The organism is Sphaerisporangium sp. NBC_01403, assembly GCF_045040145.1.
GTDB lineage: Bacteria > Actinomycetota > Actinomycetes > Streptosporangiales > Streptosporangiaceae > Sphaerisporangium > Sphaerisporangium viridialbum.
Genome location: NZ_CP109534.1, coordinates 5790017 through 5810005, shown reverse-complemented (window position 1 = coordinate 5810005; position 19989 = coordinate 5790017). Strand labels below are relative to the sequence as shown.

Here is a 19989-nt window from a genome sequence, read left to right as displayed (position 1 = left end):
ATGGCCGGCCGGAGCACGAATGGGGCAAGGGGCAAAGCGCTGGGGGTGGCATGCGTAAGAGAGAGGGGGAGGGGCGTCTCCCATTCGCCGCGCTGGGGGGCGCCCACGGTGTGGGTGGGCAGCACACGGATCACCCGTCAACTGGGTGACGGGTGGGCAAAATTCTCAAGACGACTCCCGCATGAGATCACTCATCGTGCTGTTGTCACCGTGCGTGGCAAGATGGCGCTGTCGGGTGATTTCGCGGGAGGAGGAGGAAGCCATATGAGCACGGCGCTTCCTGATTGGTTCTACCCAGGACCTCCCGGCGGCTGGACCGCGGACATGCTCGATCATCTTCCCCCCGACGCGCCCAGGCACGTCGAGCTGATCGATGGGTCACTCATCATGATGTCGCCGCAGAGCGCCTTCCATATGCTCATGCTCCGGCTCTTCGAGCGTGAGCTCACACCTCCTGATGATCTTTTCGTGGTCCGGGAGATGAGCGTGACACTGGGAGTGCGGCAACGCCCCGAGCCGGACATCCTGGTCGTGAGGCGCGCCGCGATGGCGAATCTGAGGACGACCTCGTTCGCGCCTGAGGACGTGCACCTGGTGATCGAGGTGGTGTCGCCTGAGTCGGTGGAGAGAGACCGGACCACCAAGCCGATCAAGTACTCCAATGCCGGTATCCGGTATCTCTGGCGTGTCGAGCAGGAGGGCGAGGCGCCGGTCGTCTACACCTTCGAGCTGGAGCCCAGTGTGAAGGCGTATGTGCCGACCGGCATCCATCGCGAGCGGCTCAAGACCGTGGCCGGGTTCGATGTCGACATCGATCTCGACCTTGGCAGGTTCATCCGCTGATCACTCTCGTCCGTCTGCGATAGGCGCGGTGCCGTCCGTCGCAGGACGTCGGACGGCCAGAGGCGGCGAAGGATCGCAGGTCGCGGTGGATCAGAGGCGGCGAAGGATCGCGGGTCGCGGTGGATCAGAGGTGGCGAAGGATCAGAGGTTGCGGAGGGCGGGGAGGAGTTCTTTTTCGGCCCAGCCCAGGAACTCGCGCTGGTGGTCCGCGCCGGCCTGCACCAGGGCCACGTGGGTGAACCCGGCGTCGGTGAACTCCTTGACCGCCTGCACCACCGCGTCGACGTCCGAGCCGCAGGGCACGTGCTTCGCCACGTCATCGGGCCGTACGAACTGCGCGTAGGCCGCGAAGTTCACCGGGCCAGGCAGCTCCGCCAGCACCTTCCAGCCGGCGGGGAACCACTTCCACAGGCGGTGGGCTCGCTCCTTGGCGGCCTCGGCGTCGGTGTCGTAGGAGACCACGAGCTGGCCGTAGATCGGCTTGTCCGCTCCTCCCGACACCCGGAAGCGCTCCACGAGGTCCGCGTCCGGCTCGGTGGCGATCAGGGCGTCACCGTACTCCGCCGCGAGGTCCACCGACTGCCGTCCGGAGGCGGCGATGCCGATCGGCACCGGCTCGTCCGGCAGGTCGTAGAGCTTGGCCGAGTCGACGGTGAAGTGATCGCCGCGATAGCTGATGTACTCCCCGCCGAACAGGGCCTGGATGATCTCGATGGCCTCACCGAACATCTCGTGGCGGATGTTCACCGGGGGCCAGCCGCTGCCGACCACGTGCTCGTTGAGGTTCTCTCCCGCGCCGAGCCCGAGCGTGAAGCGTCCGTCCGACAGGGCGCCCATGGTCGCGGCCTTCTGGGCCACCACCGTGGGGTGGTAGCGCATGATCGGGCAGGTGACGTAGGTCATCAGCGGGATGCGCTCGGTCGCCTGCGCGACGGCACCGAGCACCGACCAGGCGTATGGCGAGTGACCCATCTCCTCCAGCCAGGGAAAGTAGTGGTCGGAGATGGTCTCGTAGTCGAACCCCGCGCGTTCGGCGCTCACGGCGTCGTCGACGAGCTGCTTGGGCGGGGCCTGCTCGCACATAAGCGTGTAACCGATCTGTGCCATGGCCGCCCCATACCCGCCCGTCCCGGGATCGTGCCGCCTGCCCGGAAAATCTTCTGAATCCGGCCGTGAGCCAGACGACCGCACCGTCGCAGCCCCACTCACCCCCTTATGATCATTTTTCGCTCTTTAGGCTGCATAGCGGGATCTATCGGGCACGAGGACGCTCGTGGCGACCGTGAACTAGCTCGGGCGAGAGGGCAAAAGTAGCTTGACGGGCGGACTTTGCTTGCTCGTTACCTCTCTGACGCTTAATCTCGACCACAGTGAGGAGTTACTCCGCGCAGTGCGGATTGCCATAACGGTGTATGCCGGACGATCAAGACTGATCTCTCGCAGCGGACAGATGCCTCGGCACCTGGACGTTGGACATATTCGTCTGACCACAATCGCCCGGTCGGACCGGTCCGTGCTGTGCGTGTGACCCCTCGCGTGCTGAGGCTCGCGACGCGAGGAGGGGTGGGCGCGCATGAATTCGACAGTCGTGATCATGCTGGCGATAGCCGTTGTCCTGCTGGCGATTGTCGCGATTGTCGCGCTTGCTGTGCTGATACGCCGTACCGGCGGGGACCGGGCCGCCAAGCGCGGGCCGTCGCCGGAGGAGGTCGCCGACCTCAACGCCGAGCTCGAGACGGCGCGCCGCGAGGGCGCGGAGATCAGGGTCAAGGCGGAGTCCGACGCGGGGGAAGTGCTCAGGAAAGCCGAAGTCGCCGCCGAGGCCGCCTTACGGATGCGCAAGGAGGTCGAGGAGGAGACCCGCTCGCTCAAGAACGAGCTCAAGGAGCTCAGGGCCGACCTCGAACGCAGGGAGAACCGCCTGGCCGAGCGCGAGCAGCGGCTCGACGAGGAGGCCCGAGGGCAGGCAGAGCGGGGCAGGAAGCTCGCCGAGACCGAGAGTGAGCTCGCCGACCGGCGCGCGGAGCTCGACCAGGTCGAGGAGAAGCGCCGCGAGGTCCTGGAGCGGGTCGCCGGGCTGACCGCCGACCAGGCGAAGTCCGAGCTCGTGATGACCATCGAGAACCAGGCCAAGCGCGAGGCCGCGCTGATCATCCGGGAGATCGAGAGCGAGGCCCGCAAGGAGGGCGAGAAGCGCGCCTGCAAGATCGTCACCCTGGCCGTGCAGCGGGTGGCCACCGAGCAGACGGCCGAGTCGGTGGTCAGCGTCCTGCATCTGCCCGGCGACGAGATGAAGGGCCGCATCATCGGCCGGGAGGGCCGCAACATCAGGGCCTTCGAGTCGACCACCGGCGTCAACCTGATCATCGACGACACCCCGGAAGCCGTCCTGCTGTCGTGCTTCGACCCGGTGCGCCGCGAGACCGGCAGGCTGACCCTGGAGAAGCTCGTCCTCGACGGGCGCATCCACCCGCAGCGCATCGAGGAGGCCTACGAGCGCAGCAAGGACGAGGTGAAGGACCTGTGCGTGCGGGCCGGTGAGGACGCCCTGGTCGAGCTGGGCATCACCGACATGCACCCCGAGCTGATCACCCTGCTCGGCCAGCTCCGCTACCGCACCTCCTACGGGCAGAACGTGCTCAAGCACCTCATCGAGTCGGCGCACATCGCGGGCATCATGGCCTCCGAGCTGCGCCTTGACGCCATGCTGCTCAAGCGCTGCACCGTGCTGCACGACATCGGCAAGGCGCTCACCCACGAGGTCGAGGGCAGCCACGCCCTCATCGGCGCCGAGATCGCCCGGCGGTACGGCGAGCACGAGGACGTCGTGCACGCCATCGAGGCCCACCACAACGAGGTGGAGGTCCGCACGGTCGAGGCGGTGCTGACCCAGGCCGCCGACGCGATCAGCGGCAGCCGTCCGGGGGCGCGCAGGGAGTCGCTGGAGGCGTACGTCAAGCGGCTGGAGCGGCTGGAGGAGATCGCCCAGTCGTACGACGGGGTGGAGAAGGTCTTCGCCATGCAGGCGGGCCGGGAGATCAGGGTCATGGTCAAGCCGGAGGCGATCGACGACATCCAGGCCCAGGTGATCGCCCGTGACGTGGCCAAGCAGGTGGAGGAGGAGCTGACCTACCCCGGCCAGATCCGCATCACCGTCGTGCGCGAGTCCCGCGCCACGGAGTTCGCCCGCTGAGCCCCGAGCCCCTGCGCCCCTGAAAGCCCCAGACCCGAGCCCTGGGCCCTAAAGCCCCTGCGCCCTGAGCCCGCCTTTCAGGCGCGGAAGAGCTGCTGGTAGAAGGCCAGCTCGGCGGCGAGGGCGGCGCTCTTGGTCTCGGCTCTGCGGAAGCCGTGTGCCTCCCCCTCGAAGGCGAGGTAGGTGCACGGCACGCCACGCTCGGTGAGGGCCGCCACGAACGCCTCCGACTGCGCCGGGGGCACCACAAGGTCGTCCTGACCCTGCATCAGCAGCATCGGGCAGTCGACCTGGCCGGATTTCGCCAGCGGCTCCCGTGAGGCGTACAGGAGCGGGTCCTCCAGGCCCACCAGCCACTCGACATAGCGCGACTCGAAGTCGTGCGTCGAGGCGGCGAGGGGCGCCAGCGCGCTGATGCCCGCGATGGAGACGCCGCCGCAGAACAGCCCTGAGGCGCAGCAGGAGGCCATGGCCGTCCAGCCGCCGGCGCTGCCGCCGCGGATGGCGATGCGCGCGGGGTCGGCGTGGCCGTCGGAGAGCAGCCACTCGGCGGCGGCGATGGTGTCCTCGACGTCGATGACGCCCCAGTGCCCCTTCAGGCGGTCGCGGTAGGCGCGGCCGTACCCGGTGGAGCCGCCGTAGTTCACGTCGATGATGCCGATGCCGCGGCTGGTGAGGAAGGCCTTCCGCAGGTCGAGCGCGGTGATGCTGTGCGCCGTCGGCCCCCCGTGCACGAAGACGACGTACGGCGGCGCGGCCTCGCCCGTGCGCACGGCCGGGTTGGCGGGCGGGTAGACGTACGCGTGCACGCGCCGCCCGAACCGGCTGTGGATCTCCACGGACCGGGGGACCGGGAGGTAGGCGACGTCGGGCAGCTCGCCGACGTCGCGCCGCAGCCCTTCGGCCAGCCCGGTGGTGGTGTCCAGCCGCACCACCGAACGGGGGATCGTAGGGCCGTAGGCGATGCCGCACAGGGTGGAGCCGTCGGCGCTGAGGCAGGGCACCCAGCCGTCGTAGGGCAGGTCGGGCTCGGTGAGGACCCCGGTGCGCGGATCGAGGATCGCGAGCCGCATGTCCCCCCGGCCGTGCAGGACCGCGAGCCGGCCGTCGCCGAGGACGGCGTACGGCGCGCCGCCCAGCTCGGTGAGCGCCCAGGCGAACTCCTCCTCGGCGGGGAAGAGCGCCCGCGACGAGGCGCCGTCGAGCCCGGCCTCGTGGAGGTTCCACCAGCCGGACTCGTCGGAGATCAGGTAGAGGGTGTGGTCGTCCTTCCAGCGGGGGGCGACCACTGACTCCGACGGGCCGCCCTTGACGCGCCACGAATCGCCGCCGTCGAGCCTGGTGACGCGGAGCTCGGTGCCGACCCACGGCATGCGCGGGTGGTCCCAGCAGATGTAGGCGAGATGCTCGCCGTCGGGGGAGATGGCGGGGAAGGCGTAGAAGTCGCTGCCGGTCACCCGCTGCCTGGGCTCCCCGCCACCGCGCAGCGGGACCGACACGATCGACCGGACCACCTTGCCGTCGGTGTGGCGCTCCTGCACGCACCACACCTCGTCTCCGTGGACGACGAGGTCGGCGTAGCGCAGGCCGGACGGCGGCTCGGGCTCGGGGGTGATGGCCAGCGGGCGGGAGCCGCCCGGTAAGCCGTCGGCGGGCACGACGTAAAGCCGCTGGTCGGAGTGGTTGGCGAACACCACCCCCACCCCCGGCGCGACGGCGTACGACCGGCCGCCGTACTCGTGGACGCGGGTGCGGGCGTCCCAGGGGGCGGGAAGCAGCTCGCGGCGGGTGCCGTCGGGGGCACGGTGGACGATGGTGCGCCGCCCGCCTTCGGCGGGGCGATCCTCCTCCCACCAGACCTCCTCGCCCAGGACGGCCGGGTATCCGGGCCGCAGCCCGGCACGGACGACATCTGAGGTGGAGATCGGCGAGGGCCAGGCACCAAACGGCAAGGCCGGGTGCCCGGACGTGCGCTCGGGGGGCATAGCCGAATCCTGCCGGAAAACACCCCGGCGTGTGACCGCTACGGCGCTGATCGTGTTCTCGAGTACTTCTCCAAAGCGGGTGGAGTCGTATATTTCGCCGCCAGCAGGCCCAGATGATCGATCACCACGCGCCGCCACGTGCCGTCGTCGAACATGGCGCGCAGGGCGTCGTCGACCTGGGTGTGCAGATCTCCGCTGTCCTTACGCACCGCTATGCCGTACTTGTCGCGCGAGAACGTGTGGCCCACGAGCCGGAAGGACCCCGGCGAGGCGCCGGCGAGACCGGAGAGCACCACCGCGTCGTCGGTCACCGCGTGCACCCGCCGGGCGGCGAGCATCCGCACGCAGTCCTCCACGGTCGAGGTGATGAGGAACGCCCGCTGCCACGCCACGCCGAACCTCGCCACCAGAGGGCCGGGGGAGCCGGTGCAGACCCTCTTCTGCGTGAGGTCCCTGAGGCGCCGGATGGACAGATCGCTCGCGCTGGTCAGGATGTCCTGGCCCGAGACCAGGTACGGCCCGGAGAGCGGCCCCTCGGCGTCCCGGCGCTTCGCCAGCGGCACGCCCATGGTCAGGTCGGCCTTCGCGCCCGCGGGCTCGGGCCCGAGCTCGACGTAGCTGACCTGGTCGTCGCGGTAGCCCAGCCGCCTGGCGACATATCGGGCGACGTCGATCTCGAACCCGGTGTAGCCGCCGGCCGGTAGGCGGTCGGTGAGCCCCGGCCGGCCAGGGTGCACCCCGACGACCAGGGTGCCGTGGCCGCCTCCGCAGCCGGTCAGGACCGTCGCGAGCGTGAGCAGCAGCGCCGTCGCGAGCAGGGGCCCGCGAGTCGGCGCGGGCGGGGGTGCGGCGGGCGGCGTCCTGCTCATCGCAGTATTGAAGCCGCCTCGCGTGGCCCCCACCCGCGATCAGGTCGAACCTTTACCTGCCCACTCGTCGTACGGCGGGCGCGGTGCTCACTCGGCGCCCGCGCTGACGCCCACGGCGGCAGGCGCGCCGACCACCGTCGCGGTCGTACGGCGGCTGCGCCTGCTCCGCCGTTCCAGCCTGGTGGCGATGTAGCTGAGCACCAGGTTGATCGCGATGTAGACCACCGAGATGACGATCGCGCTCGGGATGAGGTTGCCGAAGTTGGACGGGATCTGCTTGAGCCCGTAGTTCAGCAGCTCCTCGTAGGCGATGACCCACCCGAGCGCGGTGTCCTTGAGCAGGACGACCATCTGGCTCACGATGGCGGGCATCATGGCCGTGGTGGCCTGCGGCAGCAGGATGAGCCGCATGACCCCGCCCTTGCGCAGCCCGAGGGAGTAGCCCGCCTCCGACTGCCCGCGCGGCACAGAAAGGATGCCCGCGCGGAACACCTCGGCGAGCACCGACCCGTTGTAGAGCGTCAGGCCGATGACCACGGCGGCGAAGGCCGGCACGCTGACGGTGTAGCCGCTGATCGTCGCCGGGCCGGCCTGTGCGAAGAAGATCAGCAGAAGCAGCGGGATCGCGCGGAAGAACTCCACCACCGCGCCGGCGGGCACGCGGATCCAGGAGTGCTCCGAGAGTCTGCCCAGCCCGAACACGACGCCGAAGACCAGCGCGAGCAGGGCCGAGACGACCGCGGCCTGCAGCGTGGCGATGATGCCGGGGATGATCTGCCCGGTCCAGACCTCCCCTCGCAGGAACGGCTCCCACATCTTGCCGGCGAACTGCCCCTTGTCGGCCAGCGCCTTGATCAGCAGGTAGGCGATGGCGAGGATCACCACGGCCGAGACCAGGGTCAGGATGTTGTTGCGCAGACGTGCGCGGGGACCCGGCACGTCGAAAAGGACGTTGGCGCTCACGCGTCCCCCTCCTCTCGTACGGGCTGCCGGGCGGGCGTCTGCCGTACGGGCGTCGATGGCGGGCGGCCGGTCATCGGGTCACCGCCAGCCGCTTGGCGAGCCAGCCGAAGAAGAAGCCGGTGGGCAGGGTGAGCACCATGTAGCCGGCCGCGAACCCGAGGAAGATCGGGAGCGTGCCGCCGTAGTCGTCGAACATCTGCTTCATCACCGCCGACGCCTCGATGTAGCCGGCGACGATGACGATGGTGGTGTTCTTGGTGAGTGCGATCAGGATGCTGCCCAGCGGGGCGATGACCGAGCGGAACGCCTGGGGGAGCACCACCAGCCGCAGGGACTGCAGGAAGGTGAGCCCGATGGCGCGGGCCGCCTCGGCCTGGCCGGTGGGCACGGTGTTCATCCCCGACCGCAGCGCCTCGCACACGAACGACGCCGTGTACGCCGACAGCCCCAGCACCGCCCACCAGTAGTAGTTCGTGGGCGAGTCACTGGAGAGGGTGAGCTGGAGGGTGTCGCTCAGTCCGAGCGCGCACAGCAGCAGGACGAGGGTGAGGGGGGTGTTGCGCAGGATGTTGACGTAGACGGTGCCGGCGGCACGCAGGACAGGGGTCGGAGACACCCGCATGGCGACCAGGATCGTGCCGAGGACCAGCGCCAGCAGCCCGCTCATGAGGGTCAGGCGGATCGTCGACCAGAAGCCTGTGAGGATCGTACCGAACTGCTGTACCAGGGGACTGAAGTCGAAGAGCGATTCCATCGGGCTCCACCGGAGACGGGGAGCGCCGGTGAGGTGACCTCACCGGCGCCGGGGAAAGGGATCAGCTGCAGCCCTCGGCGGGCGGCGCGCCCGTCGCCGTGAACTGCAGGCCGGTTCCGCTGAAGTGAGTGTCGAAGATCTTCTGCATCGTCCCGTCCTGGTACATCTTGACGATGGCCTTGTTGACGGCCTCGCAGGTCTCCTTGTCGCCCTTCTTCAGGCCGACGCCGTACTTCTCGTCGGTGAAGGGGGCGCCGGTGACCTTGAGCGCTCCGCCCTCACGCTTGGCGAACCCGGCGAGGATGGTGTCGTCGGTGGTCACCGCGTCGATGGCGTTGCCCTTCAGCTTGGTGACGCACTCCTCGTAGGCGCCGGCCGGCACGAGCTGGACGTCGACCTTCTTGTTCTCCTTGTTGGTGCCCTCGGCGATGTTCTTCCAGGAGTTGGAGCCGGTCACCTGGCAGATGCGCTTGCCCTTGAGGCTGTCCAGGGAGGTGATGGAGGTGTCGTCGGCGCGGACGAGCGTGTCCTGGTGGGCGATGTACAGCGGCCCGCCGAAGGTCACCTTGGGCTTGCGCGCCTCGGTGATCGAGTAGGTCGCGACGATCATGTCGACCTGCCCCTGCTGGAGGAAGGTCTCGCGGTTGGCCGAGCGCGCTTCCTTCCAGGTGATGCCGCTCTCGGGGACGCCGAGCTCCTTGGCGATGTACTTCGCCACGTCGACGTCGAAGCCCTCCACCGTGCCGTCGGGCTTCTTCAGGCCCAGGCCGGGCTGGTCGTACTTGACACCGATGGTGAGCTTCTTGTCGTCCTTGGCCTTCTGGAGCGCCGTCGTGGGTCCGCCGCTGCCGCAGGCGGAGAGGCTGCCGGCCAGTGCCGCGGCAGATAGGAGGATGGCCCCGATCTGTCGTGAACGCATATGCGTGTACCTCAGCTTTCTTCGTGACGAGCGGTTGTCGGCATGGAGTGCTTCAGTGCGTCGGGATCAAGGTGCGATCTGTGCGTCCGGATCGCCAGGTACAGGTCTCGTACGGACGTCGCGCGACGCACGGGTGCGTACACGGGCGTGCTGGTCAGTGCGTCAGGATCTTGGACAGGAAGTCCTTGGCCCTGTCGGTCCGGGGGTCGGTGAAGAACTCGTCGGGGGTGTTCTCCTCGACGATCTGCCCCTCGGACATGAACACGACACGGTTGGCCGCCCGGCGGGCGAAGCCCATCTCGTGGGTGACGACCACCATGGTCATGCCGTCCCGCGCGAGACCGATCATGACGTCGAGCACCTCCTGGACCATCTCGGGGTCCAGCGCCGAGGTCGGCTCGTCGAAGAGGATCATCTTCGGGTCCATCGCCAGGGCGCGGGCGATGGCCGTGCGCTGCTGCTGGCCTCCGGAGAGCTGGGCGGGATACTTCCCCGCCTGGCTGGCGATGCCGACGCGTTCGAGCAGCTCCATGCCCCGTTTCTCGGCCTGCTCGCGAGAGATGCCGCGTACCTTCACCGGGCCCAGTGTGACGTTCTCCAGGATCGTCTTGTGGGCGAAGAGGTTGAAGGACTGGAACACCATCCCCACGTCCGACCTCAGCCTGGCCAGTGCCTTCCCCTCGGCGGGAAGCGGCTTCCCGTCGAAGGTGATCGTGCCGGAGTCGATCGTCTCCAGCCTGTTCATGGCACGGCACAGCGTCGACTTACCGCCCCCGGAAGGGCCGATCACCACGACGACCTCCCCCCGGGAGACCGTCAGATTGATGTCCTTCAGTACATGAAGGGCACCGAAGTTCTTGTTGACGTTCTCGACTCTGACGAGAGGAGTCGCGTCCCCGTTCTCCGTCATGTTGCACAACGTAGGTGGTCAAGGCCACCGGTCACTAACCAGGCGGTACCGATCGCATCACGGCCTGGTCACGGAGCGGAGCCGTGCGGTTCACGGGAGACGGCCGTGACGCTCGGTGATCACGCCTGGAACGTTGCAGGGACCGCGCGGAACGCGGCGTGCGACGAGCCCCCCGGACCGCCTACCCTTGTTGGTTGAGATGACTGTCACCGAGGAGCGCGCCCGCACGTACGAAGTCCGCACGTATGGGTGCCAGATGAACGTCCACGATTCCGAGCGGCTCTCGGGCCTGCTGGAAGACGCCGGCTACGTCCGGGCCGACGACGGCGACACGGCCGACGTGGTCGTGTTCAACACCTGCGCCGTCCGCGAGAACGCCGACAACAGGTTGTACGGCAACCTCGGCCACCTGCGCCCGGCCAAGATGAGCAACCCCGGCATGCAGATCGCCGTCGGCGGCTGCCTCGCGCAGAAGGACCAGGGCGAGATCGTCCGCAAGGCCCCCTGGGTCGACGTGGTCTTCGGCACGCACAACATCGGCTCGCTCCCTGTCCTCCTCGAGCGCGCGCGCATCGCGCAGGAGGCCCAGGTCGAGATCAAGGAGTCGCTGGAGGTCTTCCCGAGCACGCTGCCGACCAAGCGCGAGTCGCCGTACGCGGCGTGGGTGTCGGTCTCGGTCGGGTGCAACAACACCTGCACGTTCTGCATCGTCCCCGCGCTGCGGGGCAAGGAGAAGGACCGCCGTCCCGGCGACGTCCTGAGCGAGGTCCGCTCGCTGGTCGACCTCGGCGTCCTCGAGATCACGCTCCTCGGGCAGAACGTCAACACCTACGGCGTGGAGTTCGGCGACCGGCTGGCCTTCGGCAAGCTGCTGCGCGCCTGTGGCGACATCTCGGGCCTCGAACGGGTGCGCTTCACCTCGCCGCACCCGGCGGCCTTCACCGACGACGTCATCGCCGCCATGGCCGAGACGCCGAACGTCATGCACCAGCTCCACATGCCGCTGCAGTCGGGCTCCGACCGCGTGCTGAAGGCCATGCGACGCTCCTACCGGGCCGAGCGCTATCTCGGCATCATCGAGCGGGTGCGCGCCGCCATGCCCGACGCCGCCATCTCCACCGACATCATCGTCGGCTTCCCCGGCGAGACCGAGGAGGACTTCCAGGGCACGCTCGACGTCGTCCGGCAGTCCCGCTTCGCCAACGCCTTCACCTTCCAGTACTCCATCCGCCCGGGCACCCCGGCCGCGACCATGGAGCACCAGGTGCCCAAGGAGGTCGTCCAGGAGCGTTACGAGCGCCTGGTCGCCCTGCAGACCGACATCTCGTGGGCCGAGAACAAGACGCAGGTGGGCCGGCGTCTTGAGGTGCTGGTCGCCGAGGGTGAAGGGCGCAAGGACGGTGCGACCCACCGCATGTCCGGCCGCGCCCCCGACAACCGCCTGGTCCATTTCGTTCCGGCACTGCGCGATGACCTTTCCGGTGGTGAGGTGCCGAGGCCGGGCGACATGGTGACCGTCGAGGTCACCCACGCCGCCCCGCACCATCTCGTCGCCGACGGCCCCGCTCTGGAGCTGCGCCGCACCCGCGCGGGCGACGCGTGGGAGGCCAGGGAGAGCGCCGCCTGCGGCACCGGTGCGGGCGGCGGTTCCGGCAAGCCGGGCGCGGTGTCGCTCGGCATGCCGGCCATGCGGCGTTCCTGATCCACGTCCGCTCCTCCGGCGTTCCCCGGCACGTGATGCCGGTGCTGTCCTGGTGTACGGGCGGCGGGGCGTGCCGGTTCACCCTCGTTCGGCGACGCCTGCCGTGAGCCGCCGGTTCACCGTGTGCCGCCGTGCCCGCCGAGCAACTGGTCGCAGTAGTCCCGGCGGAAGTCCGTAAAGGTCGCGCAGGGGTTCGGCACCTGGCGTGGCGGCACGGCCTCGGGCCGCTGCGGCGGCTCCGGCTGCCTGGACGGCTGCGGCGCCTGCGGTGGTGACCGGCGTGGCCGGGGCTCGGGGGTGGTCGCGGGCGGTTCCGGCCGGTCAGGGAGCAGGTCCATCATGGCCGGGGGGCGTTCGTCCCGCCGGTCGCGGGCCTGAGGAGCTCCCGGTCCGTTCTGCCCGGCCCCGTGGGCGGCATGATCCCCCGGTCGGCGGCCTTCCCGCCCCGTGGCCGGCCGTTCGCCGGCCGGCGCGCTCACCGCGTACGAGCCGCCGGGCGCCCGTTCTCGCTCGCCCGGGGAGGCGCCGGTCGAGGGAGCCGGGAGGAACCCCGTCCAGAGCCGCTCGGGCGGCTCGATGCGCGCGATCGAGGCGGCGAGAGCCCCACGACGTGCGATTTTTTCTTGTTCGAATACTTCGCTCGCCCCGGTCCCGGGCCCGGCCGCCGGGCGGCCGGCCGGCGGACCGGCGGGGTGCGAGATCGACGACGCCGGATCCGTCTTGGGCGCCGGGGATCCGGGGAGCTTTGGAGCGGTGCCGAGGGTGATCCCCAGTCCCACCAGGGCGAACACCGCCGTCACCCCGCTTACGGCGGCCAGCGTTCGAAATGAGATCGGTCCAAGAGATGACAAGTCGTGATTCTTCCGTGATTGTGGTGCGGTAATTCGTCCTATGGGGCTAGTGTGACGACCTGCCCGCGGAAGCCGGAGTGCTTTCCCCCCGATAGGCCGCAGGAGTCACCCAATATGGATCGGCACGACCGTCCGTCGCCGGGCCGCTACGACGCGTCCAGCTCACATCTCCCCACCGAATACCTCGCATCCGAGCCGTCCTCCCCCTCGGGCTCGCGCAAACGGACCCTCGTGTTCGCCACCGCCGCCGCCGTGCTGGCGGCCGCCGTCACCGCCGGAGGGGTCGTCACCCTCACGAACCGCACCGCTTCCACCAGCGGCGCGGGCACCGTGAGCCAGGAGTCCTCCGAGAACGGCGCGGGCTCCGACCAGGCGGCGGGCGACGCCGCCGCCGACCCCGGCGATGTGTCCTCCGACCCGAACGACGCCTCCGGCGAGAGCGCGGGCTCCCCGGGCTCCGCAGGTTCTTCCGGCTCCTCCGGTTCTTCCGGTTCTTCCGGTGAGCAGGCCGACGGGCCCGGCTCGCCGGTCGGGCAGACCGCGGCGCCCATCGCGAACAACGAGAGCGCGAAGAACAAGAAGAACACCTCGACGGACACCACCGGCACCGGAGGCAAGGGCGTCACCCCCGACGGCCTCGCCGGGTACGTCGAGCCGAACGGGCAACTGCCCGACAGGTCCTCCGGCCTCGGCCCCGACTTCTTCGACGACATCGGCAGGCTCGCCGCGCCGTCGAGTTCGCCCACGGCCAAGCCGTCGGCGACGCCCACGGCCAAGCCGAGCACGAAGCCGTCGGCCACCCCGAGCGCCAAGCCGTCGGCGAAGCCGAGCCCCAAGCCCAGCACGCCGAAGCCGGCTCCCAAGCCGACCAAGCCGGCGCCCAGCCCCTCCTCGACCGGCAAGGCGTCGGCCGTCGTCGCCGCCGAGGACGAGGTGGCGCGCCTGACCAACGCCGCCAGGCAGGAGCAGGGTTGCGGCCCGCTGCGCATCGACGAGCACCTGCGCAAGGCCGCTCGCGGCCACTCCGACGACATGGCCGCCAAGGGGTACTTCGACCACACCTCGGCCGACGGCCGCTCCCCGTGGGACCGGATCAAGGCCGCCGGGTACAACTCGTCGATGTTCGCCGAGAACATCGCCCGCGGCCAGGCCACCCCGGACGCGGTCGTCAAGGGCTGGCTGAACAGCCCCGGGCACCGCGCGAACATCATGAACTGCAAGCTCAAGGCCATCGGCGTCGGCGTCCACTTCGGTAGCGGCGGCCCCTGGTGGACCCAGGACTTCGGTTCCGACTGACCCGGACGGGCCCTGCGCCGTCCTCCCGGCTTCGCGGGCTTCGACGCCGTCCTCCCCGCTTCGGCGACCATGACCCGGAGCGCAGGGAGGACGGCCCCGGTCCGGCCGGCGGGCGGGTGGCGTTAGCCTGATCTTGTGCTCGTCGCCGCGGCCGTCTGCCCGCATCCCCCGCTGATCGCCCCCGAGGTCGCGGGAGCGGCGGCGCCGGAGCTCGACGACCTGCGCGACGCCTGCGCGTCCGCGATCCGGTCGCTGGCCGCGTCCCGGCCGGACACGCTGGTCGTGGTGGGCGACGCCGAGGCCACGCGCTCGTACGGGCCGGACGCGGGCGGGAGCCTCGCCCCCTGGGGCGCCGCCGTCCGCGTCGGGCCGGGCGATCCGGTGCTCCCGCTCTCCTTGACCATCGGCCGCCTGCTCCTGGATCTCGCCGGGTCAGGCGCCCCTTCCGGGTACCAGGCGGTGGCCGCCGACGCCCCTGTCGAGGCGTGCTCGCGGCTCGGCGCGGCTCTGGCGGGTCGCGGGCGGCGGGTCGCGCTGCTCGTCATGGGGGACGGCTCGGCCAGGCTCACGGTGAAGTCACCCGGCTACTTCGAGCCCGGCGCCCTTCCGTACAACGAGGCGCTCGCACGGGCGCTGGGCGGCGCGGACGCACCGGCACTGGCGGACCTCGACCCCGAGGAGGCCGCCGAGCTGTGGGTGGCGGGCCGCGCGGCGTTCCAGGTCCTCGCCGGCGCGGCCCTGGCGGGTCGCGAAGCCACCGGCCACGCGGCCGGAGCGGGTCAGGAGGACTCCGGGAGCGGGTTCCTCGGGGAGTTGCTCTACGACGGCGCGCCCTACGGCGTCGGCTACCTGGTGGCCCGCTGGAGCCGGCGCGATCCGTCGTGACCCGTGGTCATCAGGCGGGCCGGCGGGATCGGGATGGGACCACCCCCGGCCGTGGTTACGGTGGAAGGACGGGCGCGGCACTCGCCGCGCCGACGACCAGCGCGCGATTGGACATGATCGGATGGTAGACGTCGCCTTCGGCAGCGTGCCGACGCCTCTCGGCGACGTGCTGGCGGCCGTCACCCCGGACGGCGTGGTCGCGACGGGGTTCCGCGACGGCGACGCCGCCCGGCGGAAGCTGCTCGGCCGCATCGGCCTGCCCGCCGTGGACGATCCGGCCCGTACGGCTCACGCCCGGGAGGAGCTGGCCGCCTACTTCGCGGGCGAGCTGCGCAGGTTCACCGTGCCCGTCGACTGGCGGCTGGCGTCCACGCTGCAACGGCGGGTCCTCGGCACGCTGTACGAGACGATCCCGTACGGCAAGGTGACGACGTACGGCGACCTGGCGGAGACCAGCGGCGCGGGCGTGCCCGCCCGTGCCATCGGGTCCATCATGGGCAGCAACCCCGTCCCGATCATCGTCCCGTGCCATCGCGTCGTCGCGGGGAACGGGCTCGGCGGGTTCAGCGGCGGCGACGGGGTCGACTCCAAGCGCTGGCTGCTGACCCTTGAGGGCTACCTGCCGCCGACCCTCGACTGGGAGCTGTAGTGGAGCGCGAGTACGGCGGGCCGCCGGTCGTGGCCGTCGTCGGGCCGACCGCCGCGGGCAAGTCCGACCTGGCCGTGGACCTCGCACTGCGCCTCGGAGGCGAGGCCGTCAACGCCGACTCCATGCAGCTCTACCAGGGCATGGACATCGGCACGGCGAAGCTCTCGCCCGCCGAGCGCCGCGGCGTCCCCCACCACCTCCTCGACGTCTGGCACATGACCGAGACGGCGAGCGTCGCCGAGTACCAGCGGTTGGCCCGCCCGCTGATCGACGGCCTGCGCGCCAGGGGAGCGGTGCCGATCCTGGTGGGCGGCTCCGGCCTCTACATCCGCGCGGCCCTGGACGATCTGGAGTTCCCCGGCACGGACCCCGGCATCCGGGCCAGGCTGGAGGCCGAGCTCGACGTCGCCGGTCCCGAGACCCTCCACCAGCGTCTCAAGGAGCTCGACCCGGTGGCGGCCGAGGCCGTCCTGGCGAGCAACGGCCGCCGCATCGTGCGCGCGCTCGAGGTGATCGAGCTCTCCGGCCGGCCCTTCTCCGCCACGATGCCGTCCTACGACGCGGTCTACGAGAGCGTGCAGATCGGCGTCCAGGTGCCGAGGCCCCTGCTCGACGAGCGCATCGCCGTCCGGGTCGACCGCATGTGGGAGGCGGGGTTCGTCGAGGAGGTGAGGGTCCTCGCCGGCCAGGGGCTCGCGAGCGGTCGCACGGCCAGCAGGGCGCTCGGGTACGCCCAGGTGCTGCGCTTCCTCGCGGGGGAGTGGACCGAGGACCGCGCCCGCGAGGAGACCGTCAGGGCGACCCGCAGGTTCGCCCGCCGCCAGGAGTCGTGGTTCCGGCGCGACCCTCGGGTGAGATGGCTGCCCTTCGACGCCCCTGACCTGCTCGAACAGGCTCTGGAGCTGGTCGCGGGGTAAGATTCGGTGACATGCGTTTCCTAAAGGGCCACGGCACAGAGAACGACTTCGTCATCCTTCCGGATCGTGACGGGAGCCTCGACCTGCCCGCGTCGCTGGTGACGGCGCTGTGCGACCGGCGCTCCGGCATCGGCGCCGACGGGGTGCTGCACGTCGTGCCCGCCAAGCTGAGCGCGGAGGCCGCCGAGATCGCCGACCGCGAGCCCGGCCGGGCGCACGGCGCCGAGTGGTTCATGGACTACCGCAACGCCGACGGCAGCGTGGCCGAGATGTGCGGCAACGGCCTGCGCGTCTTCGCCCGCTACCTCGTGGACGCCGGGCTGGCCGAGCCGGGAGAGTTCGACGTCGTCACCCGCGCCGGCGTCCGCCGCGTACGGCTCGCGCGCACCGGGGACGTCACCGTCGACATGGGCGCGCCTCAGGTGCTCGGCGAGAGCCTCGCCACCGTCGGCGGCGCCGAGTACGCCGGGCTGGTCGTCGACGTGGGCAACCCGCACCTGGCCTGCGTCACCGGCGACCCGGTGACCCAGCTAGACCTGACCGCGCAGCCCGGCTTCGACCCCGCCGTGTTCCCGCACGGCGTCAACATCGAGCTGCTCAACCTCGTCGGGGAGCGCCGGGTGGTGATGCGCGTGTACGAGCGCGGTTCCGGCGAGACGCGATCGTGCGGCACGGGCACGGTGGCCTCGGCGGTGGCGGCGGCGCATCTCGCGGGAGAGCGCACCGGCACCTGGGCCGTCGAGGTGCCCGGCGGCATCCTCTCGGTCACCCTCGACGGGCACACGAGCCTTCTGACCGGCCCCGCTGTGCTGGTGGCCTCCGGAGATCTCCCCGCGCTCGCGCACTCCTGACCGGCGCCCGGCGAACGCTCCGGCCCACCCGCTCGTTCACCGCACCGCCCGCATGTTTGGGGCATGCTCTGTGAACTGGCAGACTGGCGTGCCATGGACGTGGACATCTGGGCCTGGGTCTCAGACACCCAACGGCAACTGGCCGAATCGGGGAACACCGGGCTGGCCATCGCGCTGGGCGACCTGCCCGCGCAGGCTTTCGAGGGCCGGTATGCCCAGCTCGACGTGATGGCGCCGGCGGTCGCCCAGCAGGCCGAGTCGATGGAGCTGCCGTGGCTTGAGCTCTTCGCCCGGCACTGGCACCTGGTCAGCCGCATCGGCGACCGCGCGCAGGGCACGGTGGCACTCGGCGACGCCGAGGCCCTGCTGGAGTTCGCGCGACGCGCGGACACCAAGGACTGCCCCTCCGTTCCCGCCGCGGTGGAGGCGCTCGCCGTCTGCCAGGCCAACATCGACGGCCCCGGGTACGCCGCCGAGCGCCTCGCCGCTCTCGGCGCCGCCCTGGAGGGCGTGCAGCCCGGCTCGCCGGCCTTCTGCGGGCTCGTCACGCAGTACGTCGCGGCGCTGTCGGACGCGGGCGAGGCCGAGCAGGCCGTCACCTACTACGAGTCCGCCGTCGCGGGCCGCAGGGGCGCCGAGGGGCAGGTCAGCTGGGAGCTGGCCGCCGCGGGCGTGCGGGCGCTGCTCACCGCCGGCCGCACGCAGGAGGCGCTCACCGAGCTCGACTCCGCCAAGGAGTTCCCCGCGGACGACCCGGTCGCCAAGGAGCACCGCGAGGGCGTGCTGCGCGCGCTGGTGCTCGCCACGGCCGGCAGTCCGGCGCAGGCGCTGGAGGCGCTCCCCGACCTCGACGTCGTCGGCGACCACCCCCGCGACTGGGTCGAGTGGGCGCGCGCCGTGCGGCTGCTCGGCGAGGTCATCAGCAACACCTGGCAGCTCGGCCGCGTCCTTCGCCAGTGGATGACCTACTTCGAGACCATGGGCGTCAACCGCGGGCGGGTCGAGCTGGCCCTCATCGCCGGTGAGCTCGCCGTGGCGCGGCAGGGCGTGTGGCAGGCCCGCGCGCTGGCCGACCTGGCCGAGTCCTGGGCGGGCGAGCTGCGCACGTCCGAGGGGCTGTCCGAGCGCGTGACCGCGCTCCGCGCCGCCGCCGACGCCGCCACGCCGCTCCCGGCTCCGGGCCCGCAGGACGAGCTGGTCGCCTACTTCGACGCCGCCGACGGCCACAACGCCGACCCCGAGCGCTGGGTGGGCTGGCTCTGGCCGCTGTCGGGCACCGACATCGAGGCCACGCGCCGCCACACCACGACGCTGGGCTTCCTCGGGTACGCGCCGCTGGGCGCCGACATCCTGTGGAAGACCATCGTCGAGGACGCCGACCCGGCCGCCGCCGAGGAGGAGGACGTCGCCTACCTCACCGGCGTGCTGGTCGAGGCGGGGCAGGACGAGCGGGTGGAGCGGTTCGCGGCCATGCTTCCGGCGCCGACCTCGCACCTCGCGCTGGCCCGGCTGCACCGCGCACGCGAGCGGTGGGCCGAGACCACCTCCGAGGCCGAGCAGTCGCTCGCGGCGGGCGCCCAGGGCCTCGTCGCGCTGGAGGCCCGTCGCCTGCTGGCGGGCGCCGCCCAGCAGCTCGGCGACAACGCCAAGGGCGCGGCCATCCTGCGCGATCTGGTCGAGTCGGGCGAGGGCGAGGAGGAGGACATCTGGCGCATGATCGTCATGGCCACCGCCTCCGAGGACTGGCCGCTCGTCCGCGAGGGCGCCGCCAAGCTCGGCATGCAGCTCGACACCACCGAGGGCCCGATCGAGGAGGAGTGGCACCTCGTCCGGGTCGTCCTGCCGGTCTCCGACGGCAGCCAGCGCGAGGTCCTCGCCCTGCGCACCGGTCCCGCCACCGCCCGGCTGCTCATCCCGCAGCCCCGCGGCATGGACTACAACGCCGGTGACATCGTCGTCATCGACCCCCGGCCGCTGGAGCCGGTGCCCGAGGGCGCCGAGGAGCAGGAGAGCTACGTCATCCCGTTCGCCGGCGTGGCACTGCTGCGCCCGGGCGGTTACACGAGCTGGTTCTTCGACGGCGCGGCTCCCAGCGAGGAGGACTGGACCGAGTTCAACGAGGTGATGGCCGAGCGCGGCTGGCCCATGTGGGTCTACAGCGATGAGAACTACTCGGTCTCCCATCCCACCACCGGCGAGCGGCTCCAGGGCGTCTACGGCTGGATCGCCGTGCCGCCGGGGGTCGAGCCGGTCGAGGTCGACGCCCTGCTCGACGACGCGACCGAGCGGTGGAGCCACCCGCTGGCCTGGCTCGACCTCGCGCGCAGCGCCGGCATCGAGGTCGAGCGGCACGAGCGCATCACCAAGGAGTACGGCCTCTAGAGTCCCCGTCCGGTGTCAGG

At 70.9% G+C, this 19989-nt stretch carries 17 protein-coding genes; 9 read left to right on the top strand and 8 right to left on the bottom strand.

Annotation, left to right across the window (positions count from 1 at the left end; genetic code table 11):
* Positions 1–114: 114 nt before the first annotated feature.
* Positions 115–843: a Uma2 family endonuclease gene (locus OG589_RS25850; protein WP_405140350.1), complete on the top strand. Its 729-nt coding sequence runs from the start codon at positions 115–117 to the stop codon at positions 841–843.
* Positions 844–984: 141 nt separating this feature from the next.
* Here OG589_RS25850 and OG589_RS25845 read toward each other — a convergent pair whose 3' ends face one another.
* Entirely contained in the window at positions 985–1950 is a 966-nt protein-coding gene (locus OG589_RS25845; protein ID WP_405140349.1) for an LLM class F420-dependent oxidoreductase, read from the bottom strand.
* A gap of 466 nt (positions 1951–2416) precedes the next feature.
* Between OG589_RS25845 and rny the strand changes: the two genes are divergently transcribed.
* On the top strand, positions 2417–4036 hold the full coding sequence (gene rny, locus OG589_RS25840; RefSeq protein WP_405140348.1) for a ribonuclease Y: 1620 nt from the start codon (positions 2417–2419) through the stop codon (positions 4034–4036).
* 77 nt (positions 4037–4113) lie between these two features.
* Here rny and OG589_RS25835 read toward each other — a convergent pair whose 3' ends face one another.
* From OG589_RS25835 to OG589_RS25810, 6 genes are all read right to left on the bottom strand, one after another.
* Positions 4114–6021, bottom strand: coding sequence for a S9 family peptidase (locus OG589_RS25835; RefSeq protein ID WP_405140347.1), 1908 nt, complete (start codon positions 6019–6021; stop codon positions 4114–4116).
* A gap of 38 nt (positions 6022–6059) precedes the next feature.
* On the bottom strand, positions 6060–6890 hold the full coding sequence (locus tag OG589_RS25830; RefSeq protein ID WP_405140346.1) for a transporter substrate-binding domain-containing protein: 831 nt from the start codon (positions 6888–6890) through the stop codon (positions 6060–6062).
* A gap of 87 nt (positions 6891–6977) precedes the next feature.
* Positions 6978–7853: an amino acid ABC transporter permease gene (locus OG589_RS25825; RefSeq protein WP_405140345.1), complete on the bottom strand. Its 876-nt coding sequence runs from the start codon at positions 7851–7853 to the stop codon at positions 6978–6980.
* Between the two features lie 70 nt (positions 7854–7923).
* Positions 7924–8607, bottom strand: a complete 684-nt coding sequence (locus OG589_RS25820; protein WP_405140344.1) for an amino acid ABC transporter permease — start codon at positions 8605–8607, stop codon at positions 7924–7926.
* Positions 8608–8668: 61 nt separating this feature from the next.
* Positions 8669–9526 (bottom strand): glutamate ABC transporter substrate-binding protein, encoded by an 858-nt coding sequence (locus tag OG589_RS25815; protein ID WP_405140343.1) that lies wholly within the window; start codon positions 9524–9526, stop codon positions 8669–8671.
* A gap of 154 nt (positions 9527–9680) precedes the next feature.
* Positions 9681–10436: an amino acid ABC transporter ATP-binding protein gene (locus OG589_RS25810; protein WP_405140342.1), complete on the bottom strand. Its 756-nt coding sequence runs from the start codon at positions 10434–10436 to the stop codon at positions 9681–9683.
* A gap of 199 nt (positions 10437–10635) precedes the next feature.
* On the opposite strand from OG589_RS25810, the gene miaB reads away from it, so the two are divergent.
* Complete coding sequence (gene miaB, locus OG589_RS25805) at positions 10636–12138, top strand: tRNA (N6-isopentenyl adenosine(37)-C2)-methylthiotransferase MiaB (protein WP_405140341.1); 1503 nt, start codon at positions 10636–10638, stop codon at positions 12136–12138.
* Positions 12139–12254: 116 nt separating this feature from the next.
* Here miaB and OG589_RS25800 read toward each other — a convergent pair whose 3' ends face one another.
* Positions 12255–12938 carry a hypothetical protein gene (locus OG589_RS25800; protein ID WP_405140340.1) on the bottom strand — a complete coding sequence of 228 codons (684 nt, stop codon included), beginning with the start codon at positions 12936–12938 and terminating at the stop codon, positions 12255–12257.
* A gap of 165 nt (positions 12939–13103) precedes the next feature.
* On the opposite strand from OG589_RS25800, the gene OG589_RS25795 reads away from it, so the two are divergent.
* From OG589_RS25795 to OG589_RS25770, 6 genes are all read left to right on the top strand, one after another.
* The gene (locus tag OG589_RS25795) at positions 13104–14285 is read left to right on the top strand and encodes a CAP domain-containing protein (RefSeq protein ID WP_405140339.1); all 1182 of its coding nucleotides are present in this window, start codon (positions 13104–13106) and stop codon (positions 14283–14285) included.
* A gap of 135 nt (positions 14286–14420) precedes the next feature.
* On the top strand, positions 14421–15170 hold the full coding sequence (locus OG589_RS25790; protein ID WP_405140338.1) for a class III extradiol dioxygenase subunit B-like domain-containing protein: 750 nt from the start codon (positions 14421–14423) through the stop codon (positions 15168–15170).
* Between the two features lie 121 nt (positions 15171–15291).
* Positions 15292–15819 carry a methylated-DNA--[protein]-cysteine S-methyltransferase gene (locus OG589_RS25785; protein ID WP_405140337.1) on the top strand — a complete coding sequence of 176 codons (528 nt, stop codon included), beginning with the start codon at positions 15292–15294 and terminating at the stop codon, positions 15817–15819.
* Positions 15819–16736 (top strand): tRNA (adenosine(37)-N6)-dimethylallyltransferase MiaA, encoded by a 918-nt coding sequence (miaA, locus tag OG589_RS25780; RefSeq protein ID WP_405140336.1) that lies wholly within the window; start codon positions 15819–15821, stop codon positions 16734–16736. The genes OG589_RS25785 and miaA overlap by 1 nt, the downstream gene beginning before the upstream one ends.
* A gap of 11 nt (positions 16737–16747) precedes the next feature.
* On the top strand, positions 16748–17587 hold the full coding sequence (gene dapF, locus OG589_RS25775) for a diaminopimelate epimerase (RefSeq protein WP_405140335.1): 840 nt from the start codon (positions 16748–16750) through the stop codon (positions 17585–17587).
* Between the two features lie 93 nt (positions 17588–17680).
* Positions 17681–19969: a tetratricopeptide repeat protein gene (locus tag OG589_RS25770; protein ID WP_405140334.1), complete on the top strand. Its 2289-nt coding sequence runs from the start codon at positions 17681–17683 to the stop codon at positions 19967–19969.
* Positions 19970–19989 lie beyond the last annotated feature (20 nt).

Coding starts and splice junctions, on each gene's coding strand:
- OG589_RS25845 (WP_405140349.1), bottom strand. CDS start 1,950: ATGGCACAGATCGGTTACACGCTTATGTGCGAGCAGGCCCCGCCCAAG.
- rny (WP_405140348.1), top strand. CDS start 2,417: ATGAATTCGACAGTCGTGATCATGCTGGCGATAGCCGTTGTCCTGCTG.
- OG589_RS25835 (WP_405140347.1), bottom strand. CDS start 6,021: ATGCCCCCCGAGCGCACGTCCGGGCACCCGGCCTTGCCGTTTGGTGCC.
- OG589_RS25830 (WP_405140346.1), bottom strand. CDS start 6,890: ATGAGCAGGACGCCGCCCGCCGCACCCCCGCCCGCGCCGACTCGCGGG.
- OG589_RS25820 (WP_405140344.1), bottom strand. CDS start 8,607: ATGGAATCGCTCTTCGACTTCAGTCCCCTGGTACAGCAGTTCGGTACG.
- OG589_RS25815 (WP_405140343.1), bottom strand. CDS start 9,526: ATGCGTTCACGACAGATCGGGGCCATCCTCCTATCTGCCGCGGCACTG.
- OG589_RS25810 (WP_405140342.1), bottom strand. CDS start 10,436: ATGACGGAGAACGGGGACGCGACTCCTCTCGTCAGAGTCGAGAACGTC.
- miaB (WP_405140341.1), top strand. CDS start 10,636: ATGACTGTCACCGAGGAGCGCGCCCGCACGTACGAAGTCCGCACGTAT.
- OG589_RS25795 (WP_405140339.1), top strand. CDS start 13,104: ATGGATCGGCACGACCGTCCGTCGCCGGGCCGCTACGACGCGTCCAGC.
- OG589_RS25785 (WP_405140337.1), top strand. CDS start 15,292: ATGGTAGACGTCGCCTTCGGCAGCGTGCCGACGCCTCTCGGCGACGTG.
- dapF (WP_405140335.1), top strand. CDS start 16,748: ATGCGTTTCCTAAAGGGCCACGGCACAGAGAACGACTTCGTCATCCTT.
- OG589_RS25770 (WP_405140334.1), top strand. CDS start 17,681: ATGGACGTGGACATCTGGGCCTGGGTCTCAGACACCCAACGGCAACTG.